This is a genomic window from Mycolicibacterium austroafricanum, from assembly GCF_902705885.1.
Taxonomy (GTDB): domain Bacteria; phylum Actinomycetota; class Actinomycetes; order Mycobacteriales; family Mycobacteriaceae; genus Mycobacterium; species Mycobacterium vanbaalenii_A.
In genome coordinates this window covers 97,378-113,795 of sequence record NZ_CACSIP010000010.1, presented here as the reverse complement: position 1 = coordinate 113,795, position 16,418 = coordinate 97,378, and the positions used below count along the sequence as shown (strand labels likewise).

Here is a 16,418-nt window from a genome sequence, read left to right as displayed (position 1 = left end):
GCGGTGGTGGCGGTGGGGGTGTGGTGTCCGCGGTGTCGTAGTCCTGCGGAAGCGGCACGTACTCAGAAGGCGGCGGAACCCACGGCGCGATGGCGTCGGCGATGCTGCCGCACGCATTCACCGAAACGTGGCGTCCGCCGACCGAGCCGCACACGTCAGCAGAAGCCTCGGGCGGTTGCGGCACCGCGTAGAGCCCCAAGGTGACCAGACACAGCCCGATCGGTCCGACGACGCGCATCACCCACATACGCCGGATCGTATCGCGTGAGCGCTGTGCTGCCAGGCCCTTGCCGCGACGAGTTCCGGCAACAGAACGTGGTTGTCAACGGTGCTCGCGGGGCCATGACACGAACGTACAAGGACGTTGGGGTGACAGATACGCGAAGCGTGGTGGCGCCATCAAAAACAAGCCGGGGGGATCGCTGCCGTCGGCCCAACGGCGCGCGCGCATGCCCGGATGGCGGGTAACGTCCAGCACGAGAGGCGATCCCGTAGGGCCCCGATGTCCCTGGACCGAGATGAGGCGCGATGCCGACAGTCACCACCGACGATGGTGTGGAGATCTTCTACAAGGATTGGGGCTCGGGTCAGCCGATCGTCTTCAGTCACGGTTGGCCGCTGTCATCTGATGACTGGGACGCCCAGATGATGTTCTTCCTGGACAAGGGTTACCGGGTGGTGGCCCACGACCGGCGCGGTCACGGCCGTTCCACCCAGGTCGCCGATGGCCACGACATGGATCACTACGCCGATGATCTCGCCGCGGTGGTCAGGCACCTGGAGTTGCGCGAAGCGGTGCACGTCGGGCATTCCACCGGTGGTGGGGAGGTGGTGCGTTTTCTGGCTCGCCACGGCGAGGGGCGCGCGGCCAAGGCTGTGCTGATCGCCGCGGTGCCCCCACTGATGGTGCAGACCGACGCCAACCCGGGCGGGCTGCCCAAGGCGGTGTTCGACGACTTCCAGACCCAGGTGGCCACCAACCGTTCGGGGTTCTATCGCGCGGTTCCCGAGGGTCCGTTCTATGGCTTCAACCGTGACGGCGTCGAACCGGTCGAAGCGTTCATCGCGAACTGGTGGCGCCAGGGCATGATGGGTGGCGCCAAGGCGCACTTCGACGGGGTGGTGGCGTTCTCCCAGACAGATTTCACCGAGGATCTGAAGAGAATTCAGCTACCGGTGCTGGTCATGCACGGCGACGACGATCAGGTGGTGCCGTACGACGATTCCGGACCGCTGTCCGCGCAGCTGCTGCCCAATGGAACACTGAAGACCTACAAGGGTTTTCCGCACGGAATGCCCACCACGCATGCCGAGGTGATCAACAGCGACCTTCTCGAGTTCATCCGGGCATGACCGGCCTAGGTCAGCCCGCGGGCCGGCCGGCTTCGAGGGCCTCGCGTTGAATCTGGTCGAACTGGGCACCCATCGCCTCGGCCAACCCGGTGGCCCCTGACAGCGGGCGCACCATCACCGTGAAGTCGTCGATCAGCCCGGCGTCGTCGACATGGAGGAAGTCGCACCCGGAGATCTGCTTGCCTGCCACGGTCGCCTCGAATACCAGAGCATGGTCCCGGCCGTTGCTGTCGCTGATTTCGCGGACGTAGCGGAAGTCCTCGAACACCCGCATCACGGCGCGCAGGATCGCCGCCGTCATGGCCTTGCCCGGGTAGGGCTTGAAGGCGACCGGGCTGGTGAACACGACATCGTCGGCCAACAACGCTTCGATGGCGGCGTCGTCGCGAGCTTCGACGGCCTTGCGGAACGGATGCATCACACACCTCATGTCTGGTTTTGGGCTGGCGTGGTCGTCGCCCGTGGACACACGGTATCGCCACCGTCCCGACGGCGCGCCGAACGCTCGCGTCGCGACCCCCCGACCAGCGTGATGGTGGCGATGAATTTCTCCAGAACGCTTGGCAGAGGGACGGTTAGCGGTTGCTGGGTCCGACGCCGCGGTGGCGGAGGTAGCGCCCCGTGCGGCGATCAACTGCCATACCGTGGCGATATGGCACGCATTTCGGGCTCCCTGACAACTGGTATTCATGCATCGGCTGGAATTCTCGTGTTCCGGGTGGTGATTGGTTTTCTGTTCGCGCTGCACGGGACGGTGAAGCTCTTCGGCTGGCCGCCGGGGGTCGGCAGCGCGGCACAGTTCGGCGCTTGGCCGTCGTGGTGGGCGGGGCTCATCGAACTGGTCGCGGGTCTGCTGGTGATGGCCGGATTGTTCACTCGTGCAGCAGCGTTCGTCGCGTCGGGCACGATGGCGGTGGCCTACTTCTGGCAGCATCAGGCCGACGGGTTGCTACCCATCCAGAACGGCGGTGAATCGGCGGTGCTGTACTGCTTCGCTTTTCTGCTGCTGACCCTGACCGGCGGGGGTCTGTGGGCACTCGACAATCTGCCTGGACGGCGCAGCACGTCCGCGGACCCTGCCGTTGATTCCGGGCAGAGCCGCGAGAACGCCGGAGCCGGCGTTGCGGGACGCTGACGAGTCCTTTGCTCGACCCGGGCAATTGCGGACGTGACACCTGTTAGTGGCCTCGCTGCCGGGCTCTCTGCGCCGCTGCAAGCTGTTTCGCCACTTTGCTGTGCTGGTCAGAATCATGGGGGTTTGTCGATTGTTCCTGCTTGGGGGGCGCGCATGCGACAATTGTGGTTCGGTTTCGACGTCCAGGATCCAGTTCGGGGTGAGGGAAGGTTTCACTGATGCGGCGCTTACGCGGCGCTACCGGCGCGCTTGTGCTATCGACCGCGCTCCTCGTGGGGGGCGCGGGTGGCGCAGTGGCGGCGGCGGACACCGGTGACAGCTCCACCCGTGCCGGACAGGACCGGGCCGGCGCTTCGGACACCTCCGGCGCGAGCAGTCGTGAATCGGCCAGGACCACGGTGCGCGACCTCGTGCGCAGCGCCACGAGCGCCGTCGAATCACACCGTGATCGCGTATTGGGGCCTGTCCGCGGCGCCGATCGGGCGAAAACCCGAGACGCCGACGTCGACCGCGATGCCGTGACGGCCACCGATGACGGCGGCGAATCGGCCCCGGTCATCGACGATGTCGTTGTCGACGACGTCGTCACGGATGGTGTCGCGGACGAGGCAGGGTCTGAGTCGGGTCAATCGGTGGACGACAGCGTCACGACGGCCACGGATCCGGCAGTGCCGGCATCCGACGACGTGGCAGAAGTGGCGACCGGGTCACAGTCATCCGCGCCTGAGCAAACCGGTGGCACGGAGCCGGCCGGGACGACGGAGAGTAGCTCGCCGGAGCCGGTCGGTTCCGGTTCGGTGTCGCCGTACGGGTCCGCCGATGAGCAGGAGCCGGCGGTGGTGAGCGAGCCCAGGCCGTTGGTCCGGGTGTTCACGACGATGACGACGGTGGTGGTGTCTCTGGGAAGCGCTGCTGCTGCGGTGCCTCCGGTGGTCCTCTCGCTGCCCTTTTCCGAGACGCCGATCTCCGATGTCATCGCGCTGCTGGAGACCGTCATGGCGTCGGTCTCGGAGTCCGCGACCGCCGCCCGTCAGTTGCCCTATGACCTCGCCGCGCTGCTCAGAGTGGAGGTCACAGGCACCAACCCCGTGGGGATCGCCGGGCATTCCGAGAGCCGGCTCGAGATCCTCCCCGAGGGCATCGCCCCGGTGGTGGACACTGCGGCGGCGTCGCCGCTGTCCCTGCCGATGACCTCGGAGCTGTTGTTCGGCGACCTGCCCGGGCAGTCGAGATCGGGAGCGTTGACGTCCGCGGCTTTCAGCGCTTTCGCGGCTTCACCGCACAGCGTGCCGTCGCCTCTGGCTGCGCGGATGGGTGAGCACCAATCCCTGATCGATCGTGCATTCGGCGCACTGCTGGTGCCGCTGTCTCTGTGGGCGTTGGCCACCGGTGCTCTTCCGGGACTCGCCGGACTGATCATCGTGTTCGGTGCGGGCATCCGCGTCGGATACCGAAATGCCAAGGCGGGCTTCGCAATGCGGGTGTCAGGTATCGCGCGCTTCGCGGGCTCCGGGCCACTCGGTGTGGTCCGCTCAGGTTCGTTCATCGCCCTGCACAACAGGGCGGCAGCCGATACCCAAGGGGCACTGCGCTGGTCGCGTTTCGGCGATCAAGCTGCCTGAGCCGCCGAAATGTCCTAAGACTTTTTGTGGCTGGAACGACCTTTGGCGGGTCTGATCTTCGGTGCCGCTGACCAGATTCTCGATGAGGTCGGGAAGCTCGGGAGCCAGCTGCATCGGCGGGGGTGGCTGCCGCGAAAATTCAGTCACATTCGGATATCAGATGCCGAGTACGGCCTTTGCGATGAGGAAGTAGATCAGCAACCCGGTCGCGTCGACGAATGTCGTGATGAACGGATTGGAGAAGACCGCGGGGTCAGCGCGAATCGTCCGCGCCAGCAGCGGCATCGCGCCGCCCACGGTGGCGGCCATCGTGCAGACACTGAGCAGTGTCAAGCCGATCACGGTGCCGAGCTGGCGGTCGTAGATGACGCTGGTGGCGGTGAACGCGACCGCTCCGAGTAGCAGTCCGAGCGACAGGCCCACCCGAAACTCCCGAAACAGCACTTTGAACAAGTCTGACGGCTCGACGTCGCCGAGTGCGAGCGCGCGGGTCACCGTGGTGGCGGCCTGGTTGCCCGTGTTGCCGCCGGTGCCGATCAGCAGCGGGACGAACAGGGCCAGCGCCACCACCTGGGACAGCGTGTCCTCGAAGACCTCGAGGACCTGGACGGTCAGCGTGGCGCCGATGGCCAGGACCAGCAGCCACACCACCCGCGAACGGACCAGGCTGGCGACCGGCGCGGTCAGGTACGGACGCCGCAGAGGTTCCACGCCGCTGATGCGGGCCTGATCCTCCGACTCGGCGTCCTCCAGGATCTGCAGCGCATCGTCCACGGTCAGGATCCCGACAAGGCGGTTCTCGTTGTCCACCACGGGCAGCGCCAACACCTTGAGATCGGCGCAGCGTCGGGCGGCGGCTTCGGCACCCTCGGAGGCGCGCACCCAGTGTGCCTTCCGCATCACGTCCGCGACGGTCGTGCCGGGCGCGGCGTTCAGCAGATCGCGCAGACCGGCAGTGCCGACGAGTCTTCGCTGCTCGTCTGCGACCGGCAGCGTGTAGACGGTCTCGGCGTCGTCGAGGTGGCGTGTCACCCGGACCAATGCCTCGGCCGTGGTCAACTCGGGCCGCAGCGCCACGAACTCCGGGCTCATCCGCCGGCCGATGGACCGCAGCGGGTAGCCCAGAATGTCGGCCGTCTTCTCCCGTTCGGCTGGCGGGAGTCCCTGGAGGAGTCGGCGCGCGACCTTGGCGGGCAGCTCGTCGAGCAACTCCACCCGGTCGTCGGGGTCCAGTTCGGCGAACAGCGCCGAGACGGTGTCATCCTGCAGAGCGCCGACCAGATCGCGTTGCAGGCTCAGATCCAGTCTCTCGAACACCTCGAGGGCCTGATCCTTGGGCAGCATCCGGTACAGCACCGCCCGGTGCTCGCTGTCGGATCGCTCGATGATGTCGACCACTGCCTCCGACGACAGGGTCTTGACCACAGCAGTCAGCGGTGCGAGGTCGCCGTCGTCGATGGCACGGTCCACCGCCCGGCTGACCGTGTCGCGGAGTTGCGCGTCGGTCTCATTCACCGAGTAGCGTCCCGGCGTAGAAGCTTCACTGGTGACAACTGCCGCTGCCGACTCGACATGCGGACCATTGAACACGACTGGGCGGCCGCTGACCACGCGGGGGTCTGTTACTTCAGGCCGAATGAAATACGTTGTGTCGCAGGAGTTACAGGAGAGCCGCCGTGCGGCGACAAGCGTTCACCGGGGTGTGATAGGGCCCGCGGCACACGCCCCACTGGGCAGGCGCGGCGCTCTCAAGAGAGAATTGGCGATCGTCGCGATATCGAGACAACTCCAGCAGCACATGGGGCCGCCGCCGACGTGGGCACCACCATCGCCAAGTGAGCAAGGGGACCGTGTATGACAGTTGTCGCCATCTATCTCGTCATCACCTTCGGTCTCGGGGGCCTCGCCCTGGTGGCACGACTGCCTCCGCTGGTCGGGTTCCTGGCGGCGGGCTTCGTCATCAACGCCCTCGACGTCGAGGACATACCGCAACTGGACGTGCTGGCGGATCTTGGTGTCACTCTGTTGCTCTTCGCCATCGGTCTCAAACTGGACGTGCGGATCCTGCTGCGGCGCGAGGTGTGGCTGACCACGTCGGTGCACATGACGATCAGCATCGTTCTCGGCGGGGCCGCCCTGTGGCTGGCCGCGGTGGCCGGAGTGGCGATGCTGGCAGGCCAGAGCATGCAGACGATCGCCCTGCTGGCGTTCGCGCTGTCGTTCTCGAGCACGGTCTTCGTGGTCAAGGTCCTCGAGGAGCGGGGCGAATCCCACGCTCTCTACGGCCGCGTCGCCATCGGCATCCTGGTCATGCAGGACATCATCGCCGTGGTCTTCCTGACCGCCACCAGCGGTCACCTGCCCAGCCCGTGGGCGCTGGCGCTGGTGGGCCTGTGGCCGCTCACCCGCGTGCTGCGCAGGATCTGGAGTCGGCTCGGCCACGGTGAGATGCAGTCGCTGTTCGGCATCGTGATGGCCCTGGTGCCCGGCTATGCACTGTTCTCCGCGCTCGGCCTGAAGGGTGATCTCGGTGCCCTGGTCATCGGGGTGCTCCTCGCGTCTCACCCGGCGTCCTCCGAGCTCGCCCGGTCGTTGTTCCACATCAAGGAACTGCTGCTCGTGGGGTTCTTCGTGTCGATCGGTCTGACGGGGCTGCCGGACCTGCCTACCGTTGGCGTGGCTGCGCTGATGGTGTTGCTGCTGCCGTTTAAGGCGGCCTGGTACGTGCTGTTGCTGTCCCGCCTGAAGCTGCGGTACCGTACCGCGCTGTTGGCCGGGCTGAGCTTGATGAACTACTCCGAATTCGGCTTGATCGTGGTGTCGGTCGGGGTCTCGGTCGGGATGCTCGCAGAAGCCTGGCTGGTGGAGATGTCGATCGCGGTGGCCATGAGCTTCGTGGTGTCGGCACTGGTCAACGGCCGCGGGCACCTGATGGTGGAGAAGATCGCCGCCCGGCTGCCGGCCCAGGACGAACACCAGTTGCATCCGGAGGAACGTCCCGGAGATGCCAGCGACGCCGAGGTCGTGGTGATCGGGATGGGCCGTGTCGGGTTCGCCGCATACCAGCGACTGACCGACCACTATGGGCTGCGGGTGGTCGGTGTTGACTACGACGGGCCCCGGATCGAGCGCCTGGCGGCCGAGGGGCTGCGGGTCATCGAAGGTGACGCCACGGACCTGTACTTCTGGAATCAGCTACGGCGTTCGGGTTCGGTGCGTATCGCCGTGTTGGCGATGCCACGTCACGGCGCCAATGTCACCGCGCTCGAATGCCTGCGCGAGTCGGGCTTCAGCGGCAAGGTCGCCGCGGTCGCGCGATACGACGACGAGGTGCAGTGGGCCAAGGACCACGGTGTCGGCATCGCGTTCAACGTGTATGCCGGTGCCGGACTCGAGCTGGCCGACCAGGTCGCCGACGGCGCCGACGGCTCCTCCGGGGAGGCCACGGTTCGACCGAGCGAGAACGGACCGTCCGAGACGACTTAGCGAGGGGAATCGCCCGGCGCGGGTATGGTCGGCCCATGAACGCGGGGCCGTTCGCCGATTACGAACCGGTCGCGGCCGGCCGCGAGGCGCTCGGGCAGGCGAACTGGGCTGATGCGCGGGCTCGCTTCGAAGAGGCGGCGGCGCGCGGGGACACCCCCGAGGCGTGGGAGGGCCTGAGCCGAGCCGCGTGGTGGCAGGGTGATCAGGACACGGTGTTCGTCGCGCGGGAACGCGCCTACCGCTGCTACCAACAGGCAGGAGATCGGTGTGGTGCGGCGCGGATGGCGATGTGGCTGGCCTCGGACCATCTCGACTTTCGGGGCGATGACGCCGTTGCCACGGCGTGGCTGAGACGGGCGCAGGCGCTCGCCGCCGATCTCCCGCCATGCGCCGAGCAGGGTTACAACCTGCTGCTCGCCGCCGACATCGCGCTGCTCTCCGCGTCGGACCCGGCCACCGCAGTGCAGAAGGCGAACGAGGCCGTCGACTTGGCGCGCCGAATTCCGGACGTCGGTGTGGAGGTCGTCGGCCTGGCGATCAAGGGAAGCGCGCTCGTTGCGCTCGGGGCGGTCGACGAGGGTCTGCGGTGTCTCGACGAGTGCGCGACACTTGCTGTCGCCGAAGATTTCTCTGAGATGGCCGCGCCGGGTTGGGCGCTCTGCCACACGGTGTCGGTGTGCGCGAACGTCGGCGACTTCGGGCGCGCCGCACAGTGGTGCCGCGCGCTGCACAAGTGGTCGGCGGCATGGCAGGCGCGGCATTTCTTCGGCGTGTGCCGTACCGCGTACGGCGACGTGCTCGCGACCCGCGGCGATTGGCGCACGGCCGAGCAGGAGCTCGTCAGCGCCATGGAGGATCTGCGTGTCACCCGTCCTGCTCTCGCGGCGCCGACGGCCGTGCGCCTCGGTCGGCTGCGCGCGTCGCAGGGTGACCTGCCGCAGGCGCGCGCCCTTTTCGAAAGCGCCCTGCCTGCGCCGCCGGCGCTGCTGGCCCTCGGGGAGCTGAATCTTGCCGCCGGGGACGCGAGCGCGGCCGCCGATGCGGCTGACCGTGTTTTGCGCAACCTCGGCGACGCGAGCATCCTGGACCGCTTTCCGGCACTCGAGCTGCGTGCACGAGCGTGCGCGGCGGCGGGCGACCCCGCCGCCGCGATCGCTCTCGTCGACCAGATCGATTGCCTGGCAGCGCAGCTCGGCACGCCGTACATGCGCGCGCGCAGCCGTCACGTGCGTGCGGACGTCCTGGCGGCGGCGGGCGATCACGACGGCGCTCGGAGGGCCGCCGAGGATGCTGCCGACCTGTATACCGCCAGTTCGGCGCCCTACGATGCGGCCTGCGTGCGGATCGTCCTGTCCGCTGCACTGGAAGCGCTCGGCCACCACGCGCGCGCCGAGGAGGAGACCCGCGCGGCGCACCAGGCATTCGCGCTGCTTCGCGCGCCGCGTGATGGGGACCGGCTCGACGCCGAGGGACTCAGCGAGCGAGAGGTCGAGATCCTGCGGCTGGTGTCGCAGGGTCTGGGTGACGGCCAGATCGCCGAGAGGCTCTTCTTGAGCCCGCACACCGTGCACCGCCACGTGGCGAACATCCGGACAAAGCTGCGGACGCCCTCGCGGGCGGCGGCGGTGTCCTACGCGACGCGCCACGGCCTGCTCGATTGACGCTGGCCGATTCCGGCCATTGCGCTCAATGGCCGGTTCTGGCGATGTGCCACCGATGGCGGCGACGGCAGGCTGGCGCCATGCCGAACAACACGATCACCTCCAAAGTCGACGAGCTGCGTTTCCGCCTGCAGGGGGGCGTGCACGAGCCGGGTGACGCCTTCTATGAGGACAGCTGCACGCTGTTCAACACCATGATCGACACCCGGCCGCGTTTTGTCGCCGAGTGTGTCGTCATCGACGACGTGGTTGCGGCGCTTGCCTTTGCGCGCGACCATGCACTGCCGATCGCGGTCCGCGCCGGCGGGCACTCCGTCGCCGGCCTGTCACTGTGTGATGACGGCGTGGTGCTCGACGTCCGTGGCATGGCCGACATCAGCGTCGACGTCGACCGCCGGATCGCGCGGATCGGCGGCGGGGCGATCTGGGCTGATGTCGACCACGCGACGCAGGCGCACGGACTGGCCACGACGGGCGGGCGGGTATCGACCACCGGGGTGGCGGGGCTGACGCTCGGCGGCGGTTCCGGCTGGCTCGAGCGCAAGCACGGACTGGCGTGCGACAACCTCGTCGCCGCGGAACTGGTCACCTGGGACGGGCGGATCGTCCGCGCGTCGGACGACGACAATGCCGAGCTGCTGTGGGCGTTGCGGGGCGGTGGCGGTAGCTTCGGCGTCGTCACCGCGCTCGAACTCGAGCTGCATCCTGTCGGGCCAGAGGTCTGGGGCGGGCTCGCCCTCTTCGGAGCCGAGCGCACCCGCGAGGTGATGCGAACGTTCCGCGACGTCATGAACGACGCGCCGGACGAGCTGGCTCTCATCGTCGCATGCATCACCGCACCTGATGACGACGACGACGTTCCGACGCACCTTCGGGGTCGTCCTGCGGTCGCAGTGGCGGGGATGTGGGCGGGCACCCTCGCGGACGGTGAGAGCGCACTGGCCCCGATCCGGGCACTCGACCCCGACGCCGACTTCTTCGGCCCCACAAGCTATGCCGATTTCCAGTGCTCGCTCGACGACCCACCGGGGTACCGGAACTACTGGACGGCAGAGAACGTCGTCGATCTGCCCGACGAGGCCATCGACGTGCTCGCCGAGCGCGCGATCGAACTGCCGGCAGGCCCGTCGCAGCTGTTCATCGTGCCCTGGGGTGGCGCCGTCACCCGTTTCGGCGCAGACCATTCGCCACTCGCGGGGCGCCAGGCACGTTTCATCGTGCATCCGCTTCTGCTCTGGCAGGACGCTGCCGACGACGCGCGCTGCCGCAACGTCGCTCGGGCATTTCGAACCGATATGGCGCCGTGGTCGACGGGCGCGACATATCCGAACTTCCTCGGCGACGAGGGCAGCGCGCGGATGGCCGCGGCCTTCGGAACCAGCGCGCAGCGGCTCAGCGCTGTCAGGGCGGAATGGGACCCGCACGGGGCGTTCCGCACGCATCAAGCGTTCCGCGTGCAGCCGACCGCGAGCCGATTCACTGCGGCAGGCGGGTGACGACACCGCGATCGCCGTCGACCCGTACCCGGTCGCCGGTGGCGAGGACCCGGGTGCCGACCAACGTGTTGACCACGCAGGGCAGGCCGTACTCCCGAGCCACCACGGCGCCGTGTGACACCGAGCTGCCGATATCGGTGACCAGCGCGGCGATCACCGTGAAGTACGGCGTCCAACCGACGTCGGTGACCGGTGCGACCAGGATCTCTCCACGCTGCACATCACGGGCATCCTGGATCGACTTCGCCACGCGGACAACACCTTCCACAACACCACGGCTGGCGGGCCGGCCGACGATCTGGTCGCCGTCGAAGGCGCTCGGTGGCGCCGTCACGACCGGTGTGGGTCGGCCTACGGAGACATCATCGAACTCGAGTGAATCCTGGAATGCCAATGCCTCGCGGCGTTGCCGTGCGCGCTGCACGAGCGCGATGGTGTCGTCCTCGCCGAGGAGCTGGGCCAGTTCGCTGCGGTCGAGGAAGAACACCAGATCGGCGTCGGGCAACCGACCAGATCGGACCAGCACCTCGCCCAGATGGTGATAGCCGCGTTTGAGCGCATGCGCCATCAGCGCCATCTTGGCTTTGGTCTCCTCGCGGCCACGCGCGCCGCCCTGCGCCAGCCGGGCGAGCAACCTGACGACGCGGGATCTCGGCGCGTCGGCCGCGCTGCGCACCGGTTCACGGTCAGCCGGCTCGTCAACTGCCCCGAGCATCACCTGCATCATCGCTCCCAGGCCGCCGGAGTCCTCGGCCCAGGAGGGGTCGCGCATGCACAGTTCGCGGTATCCGCGGTGGCCGTGCCGAAGCAGGAACTGCCGCAGCATGATCCCGGTGGGGCTGTCCCCGTCCCGCAACGCGGTGACCGCATCATCCGGTGCGGCGGACAGGAACTGTTCGGCGGTGGCGGCGTCGGCGGCGATGTTCCGGACCACCGAGTGGAGTTCGTCGAGCATCATCGCGCTCTCCACGTCGGCCGCCCCCGCCATCAGCCGCATCGCGTCGGCTCGGCCCTCATCCTCGCTGCGTCCGTTCTTGGTTGCCTGTTTGATGAGGAAGCTCTCGAGGATGTTGGCCGCCACTGCGGCCCGTGATGACGATCGCACATGGGTGAGCGTGACGTCGCAGTAGAGGGTGACGCCGGATTCCAGCTGATCCAGGACAACCCGTGGGTCGTCGCTGGTCGGGATCTGGAACCCGGCGATCTGGTTGCCGAGTCTGCGGATGGCCGGGCCGGCGGACAGCGCATGCGAGGTGAGCCGGACTGTGTTGACGAGCTTGCGGCCGAACGGCTTCGGCGCTTTGGGTTCCAGTTCGTCGATCACCCGTCCGCAGATCGACATCGAGAACTGCTCCAGGGAGTTGCCGAGGATGCCCGAACTCAACGCCGTGCCCTCGGTCATGTTCAAGAACATGTGTCCGTAGAAGTACCCGACCTGAAGCCACGGCTTCTCGTAACGGTCCTGGGCCCGCGCCACCACCTGTGTCGTCTGCATCGCATAGTCGATGGCGTGGCCGGACACCGACGCGGTCAGTGGGCAGAACGCACCGGGCATCATCTCACCGATGTTGCAGCGGGTGTAGACGTGCGTTGGACCGGCCACCGGTGAGTCCATCTCGTTGAGGTCACCGGGCAGCGTGGTGAGCGGCCGCGCCTGCAGCCACCACAGTTTCCCGGAGCGGTCGATGGCCCATTCGAGATCCAGTGGTCTGCCCCAATGTTGCGCAGCAATCAGCGCGCCGGAGCGGATCTCGGCGACTTCTTCTTCGGAAAGCACCGGAACCGCGCCGACCTCGTGCACGACGGGGGAGCCGTCGGAGTTCAGCACGATGTGGTCGGGGGAGGCCGTGCCGTCGACGAGCGCTTCTCCTAGTCCGGCGATCGCGTCGATCACCATGAGGTCGCGCCGGGCTGTCGCCGGGTCCGCGGTGAACACCACGCCGGCTGCGCGCGCGTCGACCATCTGCTGGACGACGACGTTCATGGTGGCCGCGGCGTGGCCGCTGTAGGACGACGCGCGTGGGGAATCCGCGGATTCGGCACACTTGCGCACCGCCGCGGCGAAGCCGTCCACGGAGTCGACGTTGAGCACGGTGTCGTACTGTCCGGCGAAAGACTGGTCGTCGCCGTCTTCTCCGACCGCCGAGGACCTGACGGCCACCGGGGTGGCGCCGGCGGAGACCATTTGTGAGAACCGGTCGGCGGCAGCATCGCAGGCGTCGTGAGCAGAGGCTTCTGCGAGGACGAAACCCGCGGGCACCGCGAGCCCCAGGCGCCGCAGTTCGGCAAGTCCGGCCGCCTTGCCGCCGAACCGGGAGTCGGCGATGTCGTCGAATTCGATTGTCGTCGGTGCCATGTCGTCAGCCCAGCGCATCCACGATCTCGGCGAGAGCGTCGATCGCGATGGGCCCCGGTTGGTACAGGCAGATCCGGTCCGACACCCCATCGACGCGGTCGCGGATGCGTGCGGCGACCTCGGCCGGGGTGCCGCAGGCGGCGATGGTGTGCAGGATCTCGTCGTCGATCAGGGTGGCCATCTCCTGCCAGCGGCCCTGCTTGGACATCGCGTTGAGTTCCGGCTGCAGGTCGCCCCATCCGTGGGCGTCGAGCACCGGCCGGTAGGCGGGGGTGGAGCCGTAGAACGCCAACAGCATTCGCGTCGAGGTGTGATCTGGGTTTTCCTCAGAGCCGACCGACACGATGATCTCGGGCAGCACGGCGAAGTCGTCTTCGTGGCGGTCCGCCGCGGCCAATCCCTCGCGCACGGCTGGCAGCGTCGTCTCGTGCAGGAACTTTTTCGACCCGAACGGCATCACCAGCAGACCGTCGGCCACCTCCGCGGTCGCCCGGGTCAGTCGCGGTCCCAGCGCGCCGAGATAAATCGGGGGCGGCCCGAACGGGTTCGGTCCGGGAACGAAGGTCGGCGTCATCAAGGTGTGGCGGTAGTATTCGCCGCGGAAATCGAGTCGCTCCCCGGTGTTCCAGGTGGCGAAGATCGCTCGCAGCGCACCCACCATTTCCTTCATCCGGGCGACGGGACGGTCGAACTCGGCCCCGTAGCGCTTCTCGATCTGGGCCCGGATCTGCGTGCCCAGCCCGAGGACGAACCGCCCCTCGGTGAGCAACTGCAGGTCGTTGGCCTGATGGGCGAGCTGGATCGGGTTGCGGGGGAGTGCGATCGCGACGTTCGACATCACGTCGAGACCCTTTACCGTCGACGCCAGCACCAGCGGGGTGAACACGTCGAAGGGGCCTTCGAAGGTGAACACGCCCGAGGCGCCGGCCTCGCGCAGTAGTTCCGCCCGTTCGATCGCGTCGGTGGGCCCGAACAACGCTGTCATGATCTTCATGCCGCTCCCTTAATCCGCCACGTCGGTCCAGTCGGTGAAGCCCGAGGGGTGGTGCGGGCCGATGACAGCGTGCTCGAACAACCCTGCGCCCTCGCGGGTCCGGCCGTCGGCCTCGGTGCACACCGCCTTGCCCACGTGGTCGATGAGGCTGAACGGCGCTCTGGCCATCACCGCCGGGTCGGTCAGGTCGAAGGTGACCCGTTCGGTGAACGGTCCGTCCTTCCAGGTGCCGTGTCCCCATGAGGAGTCGCCGCCGTAGCCGGACCCGAAAGCTATGGGCGCGAACAGTTGTGATTCGACGTCGAGCTGGATTCGGTCACCGGAGCGGTTCATGAACTCCACGTGGGCGCCGTGCGGGATCCGGGTTCCGGGCCGGTAGTGAATCGTGGCGCGCACACCGTCGAGTTGTTCGACCGTTCCGTCGCGCCAGCGTCGGGTGCAGTCGTAGAGGCTGCGGTGACCGTCGGGATTCTCCTGCAAGATCAGAAACAGCTGATAGTCGTCGAAGGCCAACGGCAGGTACAGCCACCACATCCCTTGGAACGCGGTGTCGGGCCGGCCGGTCGGTTCCGGTTCGCCCACGGGCCGGATGCCCCAGGATCTGTCGCGGCTCGCCACGCTGGTGTCGTGGTCCACCGCCAACCGTTCGCCGTCGACGTCGATCCAGCCCTGCCACGTACCGACCTGGGCAAATCGGCACGCCTGCAACGTCACTCGCCGCTCGGTGAGCATTTCGTGGGGGTGCTCCAGAGCAGCGGGGAACAGGCCTTGCCACGTCAGGTCGGCGGAGATGCCCTCGGTCTCGGCCACAGTGAGGTGCAGTTCCTGCAGTGGTTCGACCACCTCGAGGCGGTACCCGTTGACGTTCTGGTGGAGACGGTCGTCGTCGAGCGCGTCGCTGAAGTGCACGGCGGTCTGGGTGTCACCGCGCCGCACCAGGAAATAGGCGTCCTTGACGCCGAGTCGCGGGTAATAGCCGATACCGGTGAGCGCCATGAAGCGGCCGTCACGATCGAGGACGTTGAAGTAGGACCGATCATAGAAATTGCGATCCGAGGTCGCCGGGGAACTGATCGGCGACGGCGTCTGATGGATCGGGTACTCGTCGAGCGGGCTGAGATTCACAGACTCTCCGTTAAGATACGATGCATCCTATATTGGAACTAGGCTGGGACCCATGACAGCAGATCAGCGCACCGATGGCAAGGCACCCGCCCGGCAGGCGCCGGGGAGGCCCCGCGACGGCAGGATCGACGCCGCGATCATCGCGGCCACCCGGGAGCTGATCCTCGAGACCGGTTACACCGCGCTGTCGTTGTCCGCGATTGCCGTGCGTGCCGGGACGACCACCGCAGCCATCTACCGGCGCTGGTCGGGCAAGGTGCACCTGGTTCACGAAGCAGTGCTGTCCGACGAGGTGATCTCCGCACCGAACGGCTCCGGTGACATCCGTCAGGACATCCGGGCACTGGTCGAGACCACCCGCGCGATGTTCGACCGCCCCGAAGTGCGGGTGGCGCTACCGGGTTTGATCGCCGACACCGTCGCCGACCCGGATGTGCACAACATGATGATCACCAGGCTCACCGGCAATCTGGCGGACTTCGAAACGAGGTTCGGTCAGCAACGCCGCGGTGACGACGAACTGCCGATGCTCGCTGAAGTGGTGGCGGGCAGCGCGATCTTCCGCATCCTGATCCGCCAGAATGCCGCTCTCGACGATGCGTGGGTGGACGCGATGACCGAGATGATCACCGAACGGTGGCCCGTCGAGTAGGCGCCTGTTCTCCACCGTCGGCGGAGAAGAGACGAAGGTCCCACTGATCCGGGTACATCGATACTGCAGCTTGCCGGCCTCACCTGAGTAACCTTCGCGATGACGGACCCCTTGATCGGTGCGCGAGCGTAACGGGTCCTGTGGGTGGATGGGGGATCGAAAGACATGAACTCTGACGGTGGGCGACTCGAAGCGCGGTTCGAGTGGGCGTCGCAGGCACGGTGCCGGGGAATCGATCCGGAGGAGTTGTTCGTCCGCGGCGCGGCGCAGAAGCAAGCTGCGCGGATATGTCGCCGCTGTCCTGTGGTCTTGCAGTGTGCGGCGGAGGCGCTCGACACTCGCACCGAGTATGGCGTCTGGGGCGGGATGACCGAGCGGCAGCGGCGCGCACTGCTGAACCGCCATCCTGAGATGAGATCCTGGGCCGGCTACTTCGAACGTCAGCAGAACACGACCACCGCAGGTCACATTGGGTGATACGGCGCTCGGATGGTGCGTGCGACGTCCCGACGCAGCAGTTCCCTGGTTTAGTAATCAG

14 protein-coding genes are annotated in these 16,418 nt (G+C 67.4%); 8 read left to right on the top strand and 6 right to left on the bottom strand.

Annotated elements, in window-relative coordinates; all coding sequences use genetic code 11:
- A partial coding sequence (locus BEMPMBAN_RS08320; RefSeq protein WP_159229885.1) for a hypothetical protein occupies positions 1 to 247 on the bottom strand: 247 nt, incomplete at its 3' end.
- A 281-nt stretch (positions 248 to 528) separates the two neighbouring features.
- On the opposite strand from BEMPMBAN_RS08320, the gene BEMPMBAN_RS08315 reads away from it, so the two are divergent.
- Positions 529 to 1,353, top strand: coding sequence for an alpha/beta fold hydrolase (locus BEMPMBAN_RS08315; RefSeq protein ID WP_159229884.1), 825 nt, complete (start codon positions 529 to 531; stop codon positions 1,351 to 1,353).
- A gap of 10 nt (positions 1,354 to 1,363) precedes the next feature.
- On the opposite strand, the gene BEMPMBAN_RS08310 is transcribed toward BEMPMBAN_RS08315, so the two are convergent.
- Positions 1,364 to 1,771, bottom strand: coding sequence for a nuclear transport factor 2 family protein (locus BEMPMBAN_RS08310; RefSeq protein ID WP_159229883.1), 408 nt, complete (start codon positions 1,769 to 1,771; stop codon positions 1,364 to 1,366).
- Positions 1,772 to 2,005: 234 nt separating this feature from the next.
- On the opposite strand from BEMPMBAN_RS08310, the gene BEMPMBAN_RS08305 reads away from it, so the two are divergent.
- Together BEMPMBAN_RS08305 and BEMPMBAN_RS08300 are read left to right on the top strand one after the other, a co-directional pair.
- A complete protein-coding gene (locus BEMPMBAN_RS08305; RefSeq protein ID WP_159229882.1) occupies positions 2,006 to 2,488 on the top strand; it encodes a DoxX family protein in 483 nt (160 codons plus the stop codon).
- Positions 2,489 to 2,706: 218 nt separating this feature from the next.
- The gene (locus tag BEMPMBAN_RS08300) at positions 2,707 to 4,110 is read left to right on the top strand and encodes a hypothetical protein (RefSeq protein WP_159229881.1); all 1,404 of its coding nucleotides are present in this window, start codon (positions 2,707 to 2,709) and stop codon (positions 4,108 to 4,110) included.
- 156 nt (positions 4,111 to 4,266) lie between these two features.
- On the opposite strand, the gene mgtE is transcribed toward BEMPMBAN_RS08300, so the two are convergent.
- Entirely contained in the window at positions 4,267 to 5,625 is a 1,359-nt protein-coding gene (mgtE, locus tag BEMPMBAN_RS08295; RefSeq protein ID WP_159229880.1) for a magnesium transporter, read from the bottom strand.
- Between the two features lie 339 nt (positions 5,626 to 5,964).
- Between mgtE and BEMPMBAN_RS08290 the strand changes: the two genes are divergently transcribed.
- From BEMPMBAN_RS08290 to BEMPMBAN_RS08280, 3 genes are all read left to right on the top strand, one after another.
- On the top strand, positions 5,965 to 7,596 hold the full coding sequence (locus BEMPMBAN_RS08290; RefSeq protein WP_159229879.1) for a cation:proton antiporter domain-containing protein: 1,632 nt from the start codon (positions 5,965 to 5,967) through the stop codon (positions 7,594 to 7,596).
- Between the two features lie 35 nt (positions 7,597 to 7,631).
- The gene (locus BEMPMBAN_RS08285) at positions 7,632 to 9,257 is read left to right on the top strand and encodes a response regulator transcription factor (protein ID WP_159229878.1); all 1,626 of its coding nucleotides are present in this window, start codon (positions 7,632 to 7,634) and stop codon (positions 9,255 to 9,257) included.
- An 80-nt stretch (positions 9,258 to 9,337) separates the two neighbouring features.
- Entirely contained in the window at positions 9,338 to 10,753 is a 1,416-nt protein-coding gene (locus BEMPMBAN_RS08280; protein WP_159229877.1) for an FAD-binding oxidoreductase, read from the top strand.
- On the opposite strand, the gene BEMPMBAN_RS08275 is transcribed toward BEMPMBAN_RS08280, so the two are convergent.
- The 3 genes from BEMPMBAN_RS08275 to BEMPMBAN_RS08265 are packed head-to-tail and all read right to left on the bottom strand — an operon-like array spanning position 10,734 to position 15,228.
- The gene (locus BEMPMBAN_RS08275) at positions 10,734 to 13,109 is read right to left on the bottom strand and encodes a PEP/pyruvate-binding domain-containing protein (protein ID WP_159229876.1); all 2,376 of its coding nucleotides are present in this window, start codon (positions 13,107 to 13,109) and stop codon (positions 10,734 to 10,736) included. The two genes, BEMPMBAN_RS08280 and BEMPMBAN_RS08275, sit on opposite strands and share 20 nt — an antisense overlap.
- Positions 13,110 to 13,113: 4 nt before the next feature.
- Complete coding sequence (locus tag BEMPMBAN_RS08270; RefSeq protein WP_159229875.1) at positions 13,114 to 14,103, bottom strand: TIGR03617 family F420-dependent LLM class oxidoreductase; 990 nt, start codon at positions 14,101 to 14,103, stop codon at positions 13,114 to 13,116.
- Positions 14,104 to 14,112: 9 nt separating this feature from the next.
- Positions 14,113 to 15,228 carry an Rv3169 family protein gene (locus BEMPMBAN_RS08265; RefSeq protein ID WP_159229874.1) on the bottom strand — a complete coding sequence of 372 codons (1,116 nt, stop codon included), beginning with the start codon at positions 15,226 to 15,228 and terminating at the stop codon, positions 14,113 to 14,115.
- Between the two features lie 52 nt (positions 15,229 to 15,280).
- Here BEMPMBAN_RS08265 and BEMPMBAN_RS08260 point away from each other — a divergent pair, with 52 nt between their 5' ends.
- Together BEMPMBAN_RS08260 and BEMPMBAN_RS08255 are read left to right on the top strand one after the other, a co-directional pair.
- Positions 15,281 to 15,880 (top strand): TetR/AcrR family transcriptional regulator, encoded by a 600-nt coding sequence (locus BEMPMBAN_RS08260; RefSeq protein ID WP_159229873.1) that lies wholly within the window; start codon positions 15,281 to 15,283, stop codon positions 15,878 to 15,880.
- A gap of 165 nt (positions 15,881 to 16,045) precedes the next feature.
- Entirely contained in the window at positions 16,046 to 16,357 is a 312-nt protein-coding gene (locus BEMPMBAN_RS08255; protein WP_159229872.1) for a WhiB family transcriptional regulator, read from the top strand.
- Positions 16,358 to 16,418: the final 61 nt, after the last annotated feature.